The sequence below is a fragment of the Pseudomonas sp. DVZ6 genome (genome assembly GCF_024259445.1).
Lineage (GTDB): Bacteria > Pseudomonadota > Gammaproteobacteria > Pseudomonadales > Pseudomonadaceae > Aquipseudomonas > Aquipseudomonas peradeniyensis.
In genome coordinates this window covers 1-14671 of record NZ_JANCLM010000031.1, presented here as the reverse complement: position 1 = coordinate 14671, position 14671 = coordinate 1, and the positions used below count along the sequence as shown (strand labels likewise).

17 protein-coding genes are annotated in these 14671 nt (G+C 65.3%); 8 read left to right on the top strand and 9 right to left on the bottom strand.

Annotated elements, in window-relative coordinates; genetic code table 11:
* Window positions 1–69: 69 nt before the first annotated feature.
* Together NMG10_RS17840 and metG are read right to left on the bottom strand one after the other, a co-directional pair.
* On the bottom strand, window positions 70–618 hold the full coding sequence (locus tag NMG10_RS17840) for an Rnf-Nqr domain containing protein (RefSeq protein WP_254464836.1): 549 nt from the start codon (window positions 616–618) through the stop codon (window positions 70–72).
* A gap of 89 nt (window positions 619–707) precedes the next feature.
* A complete protein-coding gene (gene metG / locus NMG10_RS17835; protein ID WP_254464835.1) occupies window positions 708–2750 on the bottom strand; it encodes a methionine--tRNA ligase in 2043 nt (680 codons plus the stop codon).
* Window positions 2751–2908: 158 nt separating this feature from the next.
* On the opposite strand from metG, the gene apbC reads away from it, so the two are divergent.
* Entirely contained in the window at window positions 2909–4003 is a 1095-nt protein-coding gene (gene apbC, locus NMG10_RS17830) for an iron-sulfur cluster carrier protein ApbC (RefSeq protein WP_232855808.1), read from the top strand.
* A gap of 193 nt (window positions 4004–4196) precedes the next feature.
* Here the strand turns inward: apbC and NMG10_RS17825 are convergent, their stop codons facing one another.
* Window positions 4197–4406 (bottom strand): cold-shock protein, encoded by a 210-nt coding sequence (locus NMG10_RS17825; protein WP_003254922.1) that lies wholly within the window; start codon window positions 4404–4406, stop codon window positions 4197–4199.
* A gap of 328 nt (window positions 4407–4734) precedes the next feature.
* Here NMG10_RS17825 and dcd point away from each other — a divergent pair, with 328 nt between their 5' ends.
* The gene (gene dcd, locus NMG10_RS17820; protein ID WP_050704036.1) at window positions 4735–5301 is read left to right on the top strand and encodes a dCTP deaminase; all 567 of its coding nucleotides are present in this window, start codon (window positions 4735–4737) and stop codon (window positions 5299–5301) included.
* A gap of 97 nt (window positions 5302–5398) precedes the next feature.
* Entirely contained in the window at window positions 5399–5641 is a 243-nt protein-coding gene (locus NMG10_RS17815; RefSeq protein WP_203647748.1) for a hypothetical protein, read from the top strand.
* Window positions 5642–5647: 6 nt separating this feature from the next.
* Here NMG10_RS17815 and NMG10_RS17810 read toward each other — a convergent pair whose 3' ends face one another.
* Complete coding sequence (locus NMG10_RS17810; RefSeq protein ID WP_232855809.1) at window positions 5648–6763, bottom strand: succinylglutamate desuccinylase/aspartoacylase family protein; 1116 nt, start codon at window positions 6761–6763, stop codon at window positions 5648–5650.
* Window positions 6764–6989: 226 nt separating this feature from the next.
* On the opposite strand from NMG10_RS17810, the gene NMG10_RS17805 reads away from it, so the two are divergent.
* On the top strand, window positions 6990–7415 hold the full coding sequence (locus NMG10_RS17805; RefSeq protein WP_254464834.1) for a type II toxin-antitoxin system HicB family antitoxin: 426 nt from the start codon (window positions 6990–6992) through the stop codon (window positions 7413–7415).
* A gap of 80 nt (window positions 7416–7495) precedes the next feature.
* On the opposite strand, the gene NMG10_RS17800 is transcribed toward NMG10_RS17805, so the two are convergent.
* From NMG10_RS17800 to NMG10_RS17780, 5 genes are all read right to left on the bottom strand, one after another.
* Window positions 7496–9931 carry a penicillin acylase family protein gene (locus NMG10_RS17800; RefSeq protein ID WP_254464833.1) on the bottom strand — a complete coding sequence of 812 codons (2436 nt, stop codon included), beginning with the start codon at window positions 9929–9931 and terminating at the stop codon, window positions 7496–7498.
* Between the two features lie 193 nt (window positions 9932–10124).
* A complete protein-coding gene (locus tag NMG10_RS17795) occupies window positions 10125–10328 on the bottom strand; it encodes an SEC-C metal-binding domain-containing protein (RefSeq protein ID WP_012313055.1) in 204 nt (67 codons plus the stop codon).
* Between the two features lie 7 nt (window positions 10329–10335).
* Window positions 10336–10812, bottom strand: coding sequence for an LEA type 2 family protein (locus tag NMG10_RS17790; RefSeq protein WP_254464832.1), 477 nt, complete (start codon window positions 10810–10812; stop codon window positions 10336–10338).
* Window positions 10813–10814: 2 nt separating this feature from the next.
* Window positions 10815–11291 (bottom strand): YchJ family protein, encoded by a 477-nt coding sequence (locus NMG10_RS17785; protein WP_254464831.1) that lies wholly within the window; start codon window positions 11289–11291, stop codon window positions 10815–10817.
* 4 nt (window positions 11292–11295) lie between these two features.
* Entirely contained in the window at window positions 11296–11790 is a 495-nt protein-coding gene (locus tag NMG10_RS17780) for a DUF6231 family protein (protein ID WP_254464830.1), read from the bottom strand.
* A 160-nt stretch (window positions 11791–11950) separates the two neighbouring features.
* Between NMG10_RS17780 and NMG10_RS17775 the strand changes: the two genes are divergently transcribed.
* The 4 genes from NMG10_RS17775 (at window position 11951) to NMG10_RS17760 (ending at window position 14576) form a co-directional block, all read left to right on the top strand.
* Window positions 11951–12643, top strand: coding sequence for an OmpA family protein (locus NMG10_RS17775; RefSeq protein ID WP_110738786.1), 693 nt, complete (start codon window positions 11951–11953; stop codon window positions 12641–12643).
* 89 nt (window positions 12644–12732) lie between these two features.
* Complete coding sequence (locus NMG10_RS17770) at window positions 12733–13452, top strand: OmpA family protein (RefSeq protein WP_203647742.1); 720 nt, start codon at window positions 12733–12735, stop codon at window positions 13450–13452.
* A 97-nt stretch (window positions 13453–13549) separates the two neighbouring features.
* Window positions 13550–13825, top strand: a complete 276-nt coding sequence (locus NMG10_RS17765) for a DUF1145 domain-containing protein (protein ID WP_050704046.1) — start codon at window positions 13550–13552, stop codon at window positions 13823–13825.
* On the top strand, window positions 13818–14576 hold the full coding sequence (locus NMG10_RS17760; protein WP_254464829.1) for a collagen-like protein: 759 nt from the start codon (window positions 13818–13820) through the stop codon (window positions 14574–14576). The genes NMG10_RS17765 and NMG10_RS17760 overlap by 8 nt, the downstream gene beginning before the upstream one ends.
* Window positions 14577–14671: the final 95 nt, after the last annotated feature.

Sequence of the window (14671 nt, the reverse complement as noted above, 5' to 3'; positions counted from 1 at the left end):
ACAGCTCCTCGAGGTGTTGCACAGCGATGGCTTCCGTTGCCAGGGGCAGGGCGATGCGTGGAGCCGGGCTCATTGGGTGAAGAGTCCGTTGAGTCCAGAAAACGCCATGGCCATCACCCCAGCCCCGATCAGCTGGACGGGCAGGCCGCGCAGGGCTGCGGGCATCTCGGCATGGCGGCAGCGGGCGTCAAGGTCTGCATACAGCGCCAGGGCCAGCCAGAATCCCAGCGCGCCGACAGTGGCCCACGCCAGAATACCCCAGCCGTCGACGGCGCCGTTGGCAAGCTGTAACAGCAAGCCTAGCACCACGGCGTTTGCGCTCAGCAGAGGTTGCAGATCGTGCAGGGGCCAGCCTGGCCGAAAATGTCGGAGCAGGTTTGGCAGTGTCCAGGCCAATGCCGCCAGCAAGGGCAGGAAGATGAACAATTGCAGGTCCTGCAACCCCATGGGCAGGAGAAATTGCCGGTGTAGCCAGACGCCGACAGGTAGTGCGACGAGGATCAACAGGGCCGAACACAGACCCAATGCATGCAGGCGCGCACGCTCGACCGGCTCGGCCTGCAGGGCCAGGTGATTGACCAGCGCGGCGCTGACCAGGATCAGGACGTAGTCACTCATGGCGATGTCGAAAGCCGGAGGGTGCCATCATTATCGGGTAGCGGGCGGCAGATGCAACTGCCCCGGCCAATTGGCCGGGGCAGGAGGGCTTACTTGATACGCTGGCCTGGCTTGGCGCCGCTGTCGGGGCTGAGCAGGTAGATCTCTTCACCGCCGGGGCCGGCGGCCATGACCATGCCTTCGGAAACGCCGAAACGCATCTTCCGCGGCTTGAGATTGGCCACCATCATGGTCAGGCGGCCTTCCAGCTGGGAAGGATCCGGGTAGGCCGACTTGATGCCCGAGAACACATTGCGGCGCTCGTCACCGATGTCCAGGGTCAGCTGCAGCAGCTTGTCGGCGCCGGGCACGGCTTCGGCCTTGACGATCAGCGCCACGCGCAGGTCGACTGCGGCGAAGGTATCGAACTCGATCTCGGCCGACAGCGGGTCCTTGGCCAGTTCGCCATTGCCCGCCGGAGCAGCCTTGGCTTCGGCGGCCAGCAGGTCTTCCTTGCTGGCGGCGACCATGGCTTCGACCTTGGCCGGCTCGATGCGGCTCATCAGGGCCTTGAACGGGTTGAGCTGGTGGTTTTCCAGGCGCGACAGGTGGTCGTTCCAGGTCAGCGGGGCGACGTTGAGGAACGCCTCGGCGTCGGCTGCCAGCAGTGGCAGTACCGGCTTGAGGAAGATCACCAGCTGGCGGAACAGGTTGACGCCCTGGGCGCAGATGGCCTGCACTTCATCCTGCTTGCCTTCCTGTTTGGCCAGCGACCACGGCGCCTTGTCGGCGATCCAGGCGTTGGCGCGGTCGGCCAGGGCCATGATCTCGCGCATGGCGCGGCCGAAGTCGCGAGCCTCATAGGCCTCGGCGATCGACGGCGCGGCGGCGAGGAAGGCCTCGGTCAGCTCGGGCGCGGCATCGCCGGCAACCATCACACCGTCGTTGCCCTTGTGGATGAAGCCGGCGCAGCGGCTGGCGATGTTGACCACCTTGCCGACCAGGTCGGAGTTGACCTTCTGCACGAAGTCCTCGAGGTTCAGGTCGAGGTCGTCGACGCCGCGACCCAGCTTGGCGGCGTAGTAGTAGCGCAGGTATTCCGGCTGCAGGTGGTCGAGGTAGGTGCGCGCCTTGATGAAGGTGCCGCGCGATTTCGACATCTTCGCGCCGTTGACGGTCAGGTAGCCGTGCACGTTGACCGCGGTCGGCTTGCGCAGGCCCGCGCCTTCGAGCATGGCCGGCCAGAACAGGGCGTGGAAGTTGACGATGTCCTTGCCGATGAAGTGGTACAGCTCGGCCTTGGAGCCTTCGTTCCAGAACGCGTCGAAGTCCAGCTCCGGACGGCGGTCGCAGAGGTTCTTGAAGCTGGCCATGTAGCCGATCGGCGCGTCCAGCCAGACGTAGAAATACTTGCCCGGTTCGCCCGGGATCTCGAAGCCGAAGTACGGCGCGTCACGGGAGATATCCCACTCCTGCAGGCCCGAGTCCAGCCATTCGGCGAGCTTGTTGGCCACCGCGTCCTGCAGGGTGCCGCTGCGGGTCCACTGCTGCAGCATGGCCTGGAAGTCAGGCAGCTTGAAGAAGAAATGCTGCGAGTCGCGCAGCACCGGGGTGGCGCCGGAGATCGCCGACTTGGGGTTCTTCAGTTCGGTCGGGGCGTAGGTGGCGCCGCATTTCTCGCAGTTGTCGCCGTACTGGTCCTCAGCCGCGCACTTGGGGCAGGTGCCCTTGATGAAACGGTCGGCGAGGAACATGCCCTTCTCGGGATCGAAATACTGGGTGACCGAACGGGTGGCGATGTACCCGGCGTCGCGCAGGCGAGTGTAGATCAGGCTCGACAGTGCGCGGTTCTCCTCGCTGTGCGTGGAGTGGTAGTTGTCGAAATCGACCAGGAAGTCGGCGAAGTCGGCGCTGTGCTCGGCCTGGACGTTGGCAATCAGCTGCTCCGGCGTGATGCCTTCCTTTTCCGCGCGCAGCATGATGGCCGAACCGTGGGCGTCGTCGGCGCAGACATAGATGCACTGGTTGCCGCGCAGCTTCTGGAAGCGCACCCACATGTCCGTCTGGATGTACTCCAGCATATGGCCAAGGTGGATCGATCCATTGGCATAGGGCAGGGCGCTGGTGACGAGAATCTGACGTGGCTCGGACATGGTGGCTCGGCTACTTATCTGGCTACGGGGTAAAAATGAGGGTGATCGGCCACTATAAAGGGCTGGCGAATTTATTTCACCCCAAGGACGCATCTGCTGACGATTGACGGGTTAGCATAGGCGCCTGTTCCGTATCCAGTTTGCCAATGGGAGCCTCCATGAGTGCCGTTACCCGTGCCGCCGTCGAAGGCGTGCTTCGCCAGTACACCGACCCCTACCTGAACCAGGATCCGGTCAGCGCCGGTTGCGTGCGCGCCATCGACATCCAGGGCGGGCAGGTCAGCGTGCAGTTGCAGCTGGGGTATGCCGCCGGCCTGTTCAAGGGCGGCTGGGCGCAGGTGCTGCAGACCGCCATCGGCAACCTTGATGGCGTCACTTCGGCCAGCGTCAGCATCGACTGCGTGATCGCCACTCACAAGGCCCAGGCCCAGGTGCCGGCGATGGCCAACGTGAAGAACATCGTCGCCGTGGCCTCGGGCAAGGGCGGGGTCGGCAAGTCGACCACCGCCGCCAACCTGGCCTTGGCCCTGGCCCGCGAAGGTGCCAGGGTGGGCATTCTCGATGCCGACATCTATGGCCCGAGCCAGGGGGTGATGTTCGGCATCGCCGAAGGCACCCGCCCGCAGGTGCGCGAGCAGAAGTGGTTCGTGCCGATCAAGTCCCATGGCGTCGAGGTCATGTCCATGGCGTTTCTCACCGACGACAACACGCCGATGGTCTGGCGTGGCCCGATGGTCTCGGGCGCATTGCTGCAACTGGTGACCCAGACCGCCTGGGACGACCTCGACTACCTGGTGATCGATATGCCGCCGGGCACCGGCGACATCCAGCTGACCCTGGCGCAGAAGGTGCCGGTGGCAGGCTCGGTGATCGTCACCACGCCCCAGGACCTGGCGTTGCTGGACGCGAAGAAAGGCGTGGAGATGTTCCGCAAGGTCAACATCCCGGTGCTGGGCGTGGTCGAGAACATGGCGGTGCATATCTGCTCCAACTGCGGCCATGCCGAGCACCTGTTCGGCGAAGGCGGTGGCGAGAAGCTGGCGGCGCAGTACGGTGTCGAGCTGCTGGCCTCGCTGCCGTTGTCGATGCTGATTCGCGAACAGGCCGACAGCGGCAAGCCGACCGCCATCGCCGAGCCGGAAAGCCAGATCGCCATGGTCTACCAGGAGCTGGCGCGGCAGGTGGGGGCGCGGATCGTGCTGCAGGAAGCGGCGGCGCCGGCGATGCCGAGCATTACCATCAGCGAAGATTGAGTCGGGCTGGGTAGCAGCAGGACCTGATGGGCGTGGGAGCGGGCTTGCCCCGCGATGATGGTTGCCTGCGCTGGCGCCATCGCGGGGCCAGCCCGCTCCCACGAATAGATATGTTTACGAAACCATCAATCTTCAGGCACAAAAAAACCCGCCAATGGCGGGTTTTTTTTGAAAGCGAGGAAGCGAGATCGACTTAGGCGATCTGAACTTCTTCAGCCTGCATGCCTTTCTGGCCGCGGGTAGCGACGAAAGTAACAGCCTGGCCTTCTTTCAGGGTTTTGAAGCCGTCAGCTTGGATGGCTTTGAAGTGCACGAACAGGTCGTCGCCCGACTGAGGGGTGATGAAGCCGTAGCCCTTCTCATCGTTGAACCACTTGACAACACCGGATTGACGGTTGGACATTTTTCTGTCTCCTTGGACAAAGTTGATAACGGTCAGGAAACACCCTGACCGGGACTGAGCGCAAAGAGAGCAGAAAATTCAGCGATGGGCCGATCAGGATCGTGCATCAAACTAGAGATTCTCGGTGTCACGTGCAGCACAGTGGCGCCACCTTAACCCACTTTCCACAACCTGCCAATGGCCAAGAAGCGCTTTGATGAAATTCGGATCGACGGCCGGTGCAGGCCCCGTCCGGCGCGGGATAGGGCGAGGAAACTTTAACCCGGGCGCCGGGACCGGTAAGATGCACCTCTCGTTTTTTACCCCGCACTCTTCAGGACACCCCGCCATGAGCATCAAATCGGACAAGTGGATTCGCCGCATGGCGCAGGAACACGGCATGATCGAACCGTTCGTCGAGCGCCAGGTGCGCGGCGAGCAGGACAGCCGGGTCATTTCCTTCGGTGTCTCCAGCTACGGCTACGACGTGCGCTGTGCCGACGAATTCAAGGTCTTCACCAACATCAACTCGGCCACCGTCGATCCGAAGAACTTCGATGCCGGCAGCTTCGTTGACATCAAGAGTGACGTGTGCATCATCCCGCCGAACTCCTTCGCCCTGGCCCGCACCGTCGAGTACTTCCGCATCCCACGTGACGTGCTGACCATCTGCCTGGGCAAGAGCACCTATGCCCGTTGCGGCATCATCGTCAATGTCACGCCGCTCGAGCCCGAGTGGGAAGGCCATGTGACCCTGGAGTTCTCCAACACCACGACGCTGCCGGCGAAGATCTACGCCAACGAAGGCGTGGCACAGATGCTGTTCCTGCAGTCCGACGAGGCATGTGAAGTCTCGTACAAGGATCGTGGCGGCAAGTACCAGGGCCAGCGCGGCGTTACCCTGCCACGCACCTGAGCCGACAAAGCGCGGGAATTGTTTCCGCGCCCGGCACTCCAACGAGAATACAGTTTCGGCGCGCATGCCGTGCGCCGGGCCTCGTCAGGAGCCGCCGATGAAACTCGACCCCTCAATCAGTGCCAAGCTGGCCGTCCTGCAGCCGAACCAGATCGGATTGCTGGCCTGGTCGCTGATGGCCCACCCGCCGATCCACACACCGCTGCCGATGCAGGCCGGTGGCGTGCCGCACCAGCCCGATCCCGATACGCCGCAACCGCCGGAACCTGGCGAGCACCCGCCGATGGAGCCGGGCGAGCCGACCCTGCCCGATGAGCCGCCTCCAGCCCCAGTGGCCTGATTTTTCTCAGTTGCCCAACAGGTAGCCGCTGCGACAGACCTGCTCGCCGGCCACATGGGCAACCACCATGCCCGCCGTGGCCATGCGCCGGATGCTGCGCGCATAGAGCAGCCCGGCCTGGGTATTGCGCAGGGGCGTGACCCGGTCGTTGAGCGGGTCGATGACCTCAGCGATCAGCTCACCGGCTTGCAGGTACTGGCCGGGCGTGGCGTGGAACACCAGCAGCCCGCCGAGCGGCGTCATGACCGGCTCAACCGCCGCCAGCGGCGTTGCCGGGTGAACCAATGCGGGCAACGGCGCCGGCTGGCCCTCGATGACCCCGGCATGGGTAAGGAAGTCGAGGATCGCCTGGCAGTCCCGGGTCGCCAGCGGGTGGCTGACATCGGCCTGGCCGCGCAGCTCGATGGTCACCGAGAAACTGCCCTGGGGGATCGGGAAGCGTTTGCCGAAGCGCTGCTGCAGCTGCCACCACACCAGGCTGAAACACTCATCGAACGACTGTCCGCCCGAATCGGTGGCCAGCAGGCTGGCCTGCACGCCCAGGTAACGGGCCAGCGGCTCGACCTGGGGCCAGGCCTCCGGCGTGGTGTACAGGTGCTCGACGGCCTCGAAGTCGCAATGCAGGTCGAGCACCATGTCGGCGTCGCAGGCCAGGCGTTGCAGGGTCAGGCGCTGCGACTGCAGCGGCGTGTGCGCGGGGTGGGCATCCAGGCCCCGGCGCAGGTATTCGCGTATCAGCGCCAGGTTGTGCGCCGGATCCTGGGTGAGGTGCCCCTCGATCTGGTCGCCAATGCTGTCGGACAGGTCGACGAACCTGCGGTTGAAGTTCTCGCCGCTCTGCAGTTCGAAACGGCCCAGCGGCGCGTCCAGCAGCACCTGCTCCAGGCCCACCGGGTTGGCCACCGGCACCAGGATGATCTCCTTGTGCAACCGGCCCTGCTGCTCCATTTTCCCGAGTCGCTGCTTCAAGTGCCAGGCCACCAGCATGCCCGGCAGCTCGTCGGCGTGCAGCGAGGCCTGGATGTACACCTTGCCGGCGCCACGCGGGCCGAAGTGGAAGCTGTGCAGCTGGCGGGCGATACCCGGGACAGGGGAGAGCAGGTCGTGGGTCGAGTGGTGCATGGTGGTCCTGATGTCGTCAGCGTTGTAGGGCGAAGGCTGGGATCAAGGATAGAAGCATAACTTCGGGAGTGGCGCACTATTCAGATCGCGGGACCGAGGAGCACGGTACAGACACGGACTACCTGAAATGAAGAAATGCTGAACCTTCAGGTGTTGTTTACTGGGGCTTCATCGTAATGCGCAACAAATATGTTGTCCGCGATTGGCCACGCAACGAGGTGACTAAATGAATTTCGATTATCCGGTGAACGTGCACCGTGATGCAGGCAGTGTCTGGATCAGTTGCCCGGATATTCCCGAGATGGCCAGTGCGGGGGATACGCTCGATGAGGCGCTGTTCGATGCCGTGGATGGCCTGGAATCGGCGCTTTCACTGTACGTGGAGCGGCGGGTCGCCATTCCGTTGCCTACGTCATTGCAATCGGCCGAGGCCGTTGTCAGGTTGCCGGCGCTGACCGCAGCCAAGGCGGCCTTGTGGAACACCATGATCGCCCAGAATGTGACCAAGACTGAAATGGTCCGACGGCTTGGCGTTAACCGACCGCAGGTGGATCGCCTGGTCGACCTGCTGCATCGCTCCAAGATCGAACAGGTCGAGCATGCCTTGCATGTGTTGGGGCAGCGCATCGAACTTGCAGTGGTGGCTGCCTGAGAGGGCTCCGGGAGCTTACCTCCTGGCGAAGCTTCTATTGCGGTCCATCCAGGGCTACCGCGGATGGGCCGCAATAGGACTTATTTGCCAGGCACCAGCGTCAACCGCTGGCTGCCATAGGCACGGGCAAAGTTCTGTGGTTGCAGCGGCAGGCTAGTGAAGCGACCCTTGAACCAGGCATCGAGCCCGTCGCTGTAGTGGCGGCTGGCCGGGTTGCCGGACTGGCCGTTGCTGGTCAGTACCTGCAGCGGTTCTGCCTGGCCGAAGTCGACGATCATCCGCGCCGAGGCCGGTAGCTGGGTGTCGAAGTTGCTCCCCCAGGCAAAGGGCGTCAGGGCCAGGGTGCTGAAGTCGCCGCCCGCCGCCAGGGGTGCGCGGTCGAGCTTGTCGCCCAGGCCGTGGTAGGCCGGTGCCGGCCAGCGGTACTGGTGCAGCTTGCCCCATTGCCAGGCGCGGCGATCGGCGCCGAGCTGGGCGGTGCCGGTATCTACTGCGGCGGCCAGGCTGCGGGCGAGGATGGTCGGCTTGTCTTCTTTCTGCGGCGTGCCGCGATCATCCCAGAACGGACTGTCGTCGCGCCCCAGCAGGTGATCGACCTGGGCGGAGTAGGACAGCTGGGCATTGCCGACGAAGGCCTGCCAGGCCGGGCTGGATTCCGGGCCCAGCTCGTCGAGGAAGGTCTGCCGGGTGACCGCCTGCAGGAACAGTTCATACAGCGCGGCATCGGCGGACACCTGGCTCAATCGGCCATCGAAGGCCTTGAGCCGGGCCAGGGCATCGCGGGCCTTGTCGCGCTGCGCGGCGGGCAGGGCATCGATGGCCTGCTTGAGCGGCTGGGCCATGCCGGGGGCGTCGAACATCTGCTTGAGCTTGTCGGCCAGCAGCGTCACCTGATCGTTCTGCAGCGCCATCAGGCTGCGGCTGTCATGACGACCGTTGCCGGCCAGCTGGGCCATGCGCTCGGCGCGCTCGGGGTAGTACCAACTGCTCGACAGCTGCATGCCATAGCCCTTGGGCAGGCTGCGCTGGTTGGCGTGACCGATGAAGCCGGCGGGCGGATCCTGGTCGTAGGGGTGCAGCATCGCGTCGGCGTAGCCGTCCCAGTCATAGCGCCCGTCCCAGCCCGGCGAGGGCAGCAGGCCCTGGCCTTCGCGGCGGTTGGGGTAGCGGCCACTGACCTGCCAGCCGATGTGCTGCGGCTCGGCGAACACGAAGTTCAGCGCCGCCGCAGTGACCTCGCGGGTGCTGTCGAAGGCGCGTTCTATGTTCTGCGCGCGGGTCAGGTCGAACAGCGCGTCGAGGCTGCGATCCTCCTTGAGCTGCGGCAGGTGCAGGGCCAGGGCCAGGCTGCCATGGCCCGGCAGCAGGGTGCCGTGACGGGTGTCGTACATCACCTCGCGCTGCGGGCGCTGGCCGCGGACGAAGAAGGTTTCGTTGCGTGCGCGGGCCTGCTGCCACTTGCCGTCGGCGAGGTAGCTCAGCTGGTTGCCCTGGCGGCGTACTTGCTCGAGGAACAGGTCCTGGTTGTCGGCCATCACCGCGCTGCTGCTCCAGGCCAGCTTGCCGTTGTAGCCGGCCAGCACGATCGGCAGGCCCGGCAGCGACAGGCCGGCGACCCGGTACTTGGTGGTGTGGATCTGCACCGGGCTCAGCGCCCAGGCGGCGCGGCTGTCGCTGGCCAGCAGACTATTGCCGCTGCGGCTGCGCTGGGGCGCCAGGGCCAGGTTGGCCGAGCCGGGGGCGCCCAGCAGGCCGAGATCGGCCAGTTGCTGGCCGGCGGCGGTGAGTGCGCCGAGCCCCGGCAGCTGGCTGGCCAGGTTCACGCCCTTGAGTTTGTCGACCTCGCCTTCGGCCAGTGGCTCGTCGGGGGCGCCGGGCAGCAGCCAGGCGAGCTTGTCGGCACCGACCTTCTGCGCCAGGGTCAGGGCCGACAGTTCCTCCTGCAGGTTCACCGACTGGCTGAAGGCGTAGAGACTGAAGATCAGCGCCGAGTCCTCGGGTTTCCAGTATTCCGGACGGTAGCCGCTGCGGGCGAGTTCGCCCGGCAGCTTGTCGCGGTAGCGGAACAGGTAGGCGTTGACCCCGCGGGCGTACACCTCGAAGAAGCGCTTCAGGCGCGGCGAGGCGTCGGCATAGAGCTGGCCGGCGCTCTGCTTGAGGTTGGCCGCACGCATCAGACGATCCATCTCCAGGGCGTCGGCCCCGGCCAGCTCGGCCAGGCGCCCCTGGGCCAGCAGGCGCATGGCGACCATCTGCTCGATGCGATCCCCGGCATGCAGGTAGCCCAGGCTGAACAGCGCATCGTGGAAGCTGCTGCTTTCGATCAGCGGCGCGCCCATCGCGTTGCGCCGAACCGAGACGTTCTGCGCCAGGCCCTTGAGCGGTTGCACGCCGGTCGTCGGCAGTACGCTGTCCTGGTGACCACCCATCTGGCAGCCGCCGAGCGCGAGCAGGCCAAGCAACGCGGCAGCATTGCCGAGGCGGAGAGGGAAGGGCGGAAGGACGGGGGCGGCCATGACTAGGCTCCTGCAGGGCGTGGCGGGGTTCTGAAAGGCGCTAAGGTAGTGAGCGCGCAGTCGCCGTGCAAGGTGCCGGGAAGCTTTATTTACCAGTGGTAGTGCTGGTAGGTGCAGATCGCGGGTCAAGCCCACTCCCATGACGATTTGCATGGGAGCGGGCTTGACCCGCGATGGCCTGATTTGACGTCGATCAGGCGCCGTGGCACTTCTTGAATTTCTTCTCGCTGCCGCACGGGCAAGGGTCGTTGCGGCCGACGTCCTTCAGGGCGTTGCGCACCGGCTCCTGGTGGCCGTGGTTGCAGTGCGGGCCGTGCACATGGCCATGGTCGTGGTCGTGGTGATGGTCGTGACCGTGGTTGCAGTCGGGGCCATGGACATGGGGTTGCTGGGTCATTGCGGGGTTACTCCGGTTGTAGATCGCCGGGGATTATCTCACCCCTTTGCGACAAGTGCAGGTCCCGATGGACGATCAGCCCGGTGGCCAGCTCGCCGCGCAGCTGGTATTGCAGTGGCTGGCCGCTCTTGAGCAGCTTCGCCAGGGGCTTGAGGTGCTGCCAGAGGTTGGTACGCACGGTGATCTTGAAGGTGCGCCGGGCCTGGCCGCCGACGCTACGCCACAGGCTTGCCTCGTCCTCGGCCAGGAGCAGGTCGCCCAGGCGCACCGAGTAGGCCAGGTGGCGGATGAACAGGCGGCCGTCGTTGGGGTTGTCGACCTGCAGGTGCAGGACAAACTCCTGCTGATGCAGGCGCATCTTCACAGGCTCCACCTCAAGCAGGTGCAGCTGTGGCTCGCGCCAGGTGTCGCCGCCCCATCCGGCGCAGCCCGCCAGCCAGCCCAGCAGCAGGCCGAGTGTGAACAGGCGGGCCAGGGGGCGCATGTTCAACTACCGAGGTAACTGGCGCAGCATTTCTTGAACTTCTGCCCGCTGGCGCAGGGGCAGGGGTCGTTGCGACCGGCCTTGAGCGCCACGGTCGGGTCGATGAAGTACCAGCGTCCGGCATGCTGGACGAACGCCGAGCGCTCGCGGTGCCGGTGGTCGCCTTCCAGGTCGTGCCAGCGCGCGGTGAAGGTGACGAAGGCGTGTTCGGGTTGCCCGCCCAGTACCTCGGCGCTTTCCACCTCCAGCCCTAGCCAGGTGCTCTGCGCGCTCCACGCCGACATGGCCGTGCGATCAAGGTCGGCCTGCTGGGCCGGCAGGGTGGTGTCGACCAGGTAGTCCACCAGGCCCAGCACGTAGGCGCTGTAGCGCGAACGCATCAGGGCCTGGGCGTCCGGCGCCGGGGTGCCGCTGTGATAATGCCCGCAGCAGGCGTCGAGCAGGTTGCCGCTGCCGCAGGGGCAGATCGAGACACTCATCCGGTCACCACCAGTACTTGCCGAAGTTTTCAGGGTTGGCCCAGAACTTCGCATTGAGCCAGTCCGGGACCTGCTTGTAGTCATGCAGATCATAGGTGAACAGGCTCAGCACCTGTTCGTCGCGCTGGAATTTCTCGCTGGCCGAGAGCGCCAGCGAATAGAAGTCGGTGTCCTGCCAGCCGCAGGCAGCCAGGTCCGCCAGCACCGCGACGCGGCTGGCATTGAGGTTGCGGATGCCGCCCAGCAGCTCCAGGCCGGTGCGTTTGGGCAGGTGCTCCAGGCAGTCGACCAGTACCGCCAGATCGAAGCGTCGGGCTGCTTGTTCGGCGGGAAGCGGGCCGGGTGCGGCGACCTCGATCCGGGTCTCGGGATGGGCGGCGCTGAAGGCCTCCAGGGCCGGGAAGCGGCTGCCCACCAGCAGCAGGTTGCGCGGGGTGAAGCGATCGAGCAGGGCGGCCAGGGCCTGCTGCGGCGTGCGTTGTGAGAAAACCTCGGTCATTGCCATTCCTCGTTCAGGTCGCTCAAGACTAGCGGTCCTGGGCGATCGGGCAAAGAGGCGCGTCGCCACGTCGTGGCTTATTGCTGGCAGAGCGGTAATCGCCGGTCTTTACTCCCAGAGCATCGGTAATGCACCGATTCCCCCTAGGAGAAGCAACAAGATGAGCATAGTACGCACAGCGATACCCCTGGTTCTGCTCACCAGTGTGTTGACTGGTTGTGCAGGTTTGCAAAAAACCGACTGGCCGAAGTGTGCTGCCGTCGGGGGCGTGGGCGGCGCGGCCCTGGGCGCGATCGAAAGCTCCAGCTGGGCCGGCTGGGGCGCGTTGCTCGGTGGCGGCCTGGCGGCTGGCTATTGCTGGGCCCACGGCGATGGCGACGAGGACGGCGATGGCGTGCCGGACAGCCGCGACAAGTGCCCTGGCACCCCGCGAGGCGTGCAGGTCGATGCCAACGGTTGCCCGCCTGAGCCGGCGCCGGTGGTCGAGGAAGTGGTGGTGCAGAAGGAAGAAGTCATCGTCATCCGTGACGTGCGTTTCGAGTTCGACTCGGCGCGCCTGACTGCCACTGACAAGGAGCGCTTGAACACCATCGCGACACGCCTCAAGCAGGAAGCCCCGGGCGCCCGCCTGAGCGTTTCCGGCCACACTGACAGTGTCGGTTCCGACAGCTACAACCAGAAGCTGTCCGAGCGTCGTGCCCAGTCCGTGACCAACTACCTGGTCGAAAGCGGTGTACCGCGTGCGAGCTTTGTCTCGGTGGTGGGCGCTGGCGAGACTCAGCCTGTGGCCGATAACGCCACCGCCGACGGCCGTGCCATGAACCGCCGCACCGAGATCAAGATCCAGCGTTGAGTGCCGTGCGCCCGCGCCTTGAGAAGTGGCGCGGGCGCGTCTTTACTCCTGTGTGACCGGTAGCGGCCGGTGACACAGGAGCAATCACCATGCGTGTTTTGTCGAAAGCGGCACTGCCGTTGCTGGTGGCCACAAGCCTGCTTACAGGCTGCGCCACCCACAGCGATGGCAGCGCGCCCCTCAATCAAAGGACCTGGCCCATCTGCAGCCTGCTTGGCGGACTGGTCGGCGGCGGCCTGGGCGCCATCGAGAGTTCCACCTGGGCGGCTGGTGCCGGTGTTGCCGGTGCGATTGCCGGTGGCCTGATCTGCTATGCCCAGGATGGCGACGAGGATGGCGATGGCGTATTCGACCGCCGCGACCGCTGCCCGGATACTCCGGCAGGCACCCAGGTCAATCACATGGGCTGCCCGTTGCCGCAGTATCCGGCATCGGCGCCACCACCTGAGCCGGCGGCAACCCCGGAGGTGATCACCCTCGATGACCAGGGCCAGGTGCTGTTCGCCTTCGACTCCGCCGAGCTGACCCAGGGCGCCCAGCAGCGCCTGCAAGGTTTGCTGCCCAAGCTCAACGAGCCCGGCGTGGCCAGTGTCAAGGTTCTCGGTTTCACCGACAGTGTGGGTTCGGACGCCTACAACCAGCGCTTGTCCGAGCGCCGCGCCAGCGGTGTTGCCGAGTACCTGATCAGCCAGGGGCTGGCGCCGAACAAGGTGACCAGTCAGGGCCGCGGAGAGAGCGAGCCGGTGGCCGACAACGACACCGACGAGGGCCGCTCGCGCAACCGTCGGGTGGAACTGCACCTGAACTGACCCCTCTGGCGCATACCTCGGCAGTAGGGTTACTGTTGTTGGCGCGGTCCGCTCGAACGGGCCGCGCCGACATAACAACAATCCATGGGGGCCGGACATGAAGTTCATCCTGGGCCTGGGCAAGGCTCTGACGGTGGCGTTCTGGGGCGTGGTGCTGTTCAACCTGTTCATGCCGCAGCCGTTGCCGCTCAATCTGCTGATCAATGCCGCGGGTATCGTCCTGCTGTCGCTGCATGCGCTGGAGGTGCTGTTCTTCAATGGCAGCCTGCGCGGGCGCAGCCATCGCTGGTTCGACCGCCTGCAGATCCTGCTGACCGGTATCTTCCATGTCATGTCCATCCCCCGTCCGCAGGAGGCGTCGAGCCATGCGTAAATTGATGTTGCTGGCCGCACTGGCCAGCCCCCTGGTCCAGGCCGAAAGCCTGGAGGTCGCCGCCCATTCGATGCTGCGTCTGCCCAACAAGGCGGCCAGCGTGCACCTGGAGCAGTTGCGGGTGGCCGACTCGGCGACGTTGCTGCTGCCGGCCACGCTTACCGAACTGAAGATCGACCGGCTCGAGCTGGGGCGTGATGCGCGGATCGCCATTGCGCCGGCCGAGCGGGACCTGAGTATCGAGGCTTTGAGTGCCTACCTGGGCGAAGGCAGCGAGTTCAGCGCGCCCGGGGCGCCCGGGACCTATGAACGTGCCGCGCGGCCGGGGCGTAACCTGGATCTGCGGTTGCAGGCGCTGGAGGCGGATCGGCTGTCGATCGATGCCCGGGGTGGGGCTGGGGCGCCTGGGTATGTCGGGCTCGATGGGGCCAATGGCAAGCCCGGGGGGTGTACCTGGGGGCAGGCCAGCCGGGGGGCCAATGGTGATGATGGTGGCAATGGGCACGATGGTGCTGCCGGTGGGCGGGTTCGTCTGGCGGTGCCTGAAGGGTTTGCGCAGGAGCGGATTGTGGTGCGGCTTGATGGTGGGGCGCCGGGGAAGGCGGGGGCTGCTGGGAAGGCTGGTTTGGGTGGGGTCAGTAAGGGGTGTCTGGTTTATCGGACTGATGCTGGGGGGAATGGGCGGCCTGGGCAGGCCGGGCAGCCTGGGTTGGCTGGGGGGGCGGGGGAGTTGATTCTTCAGCGGCTTTGAGTTTGGTTGTTTGGTTGTTTGGTTGTTTGGTTGTTTGGTTGTTTTGGTTGGTGTTGAGAGTTGTATGCGCATTCATTTGTGATATCGACGCTTAG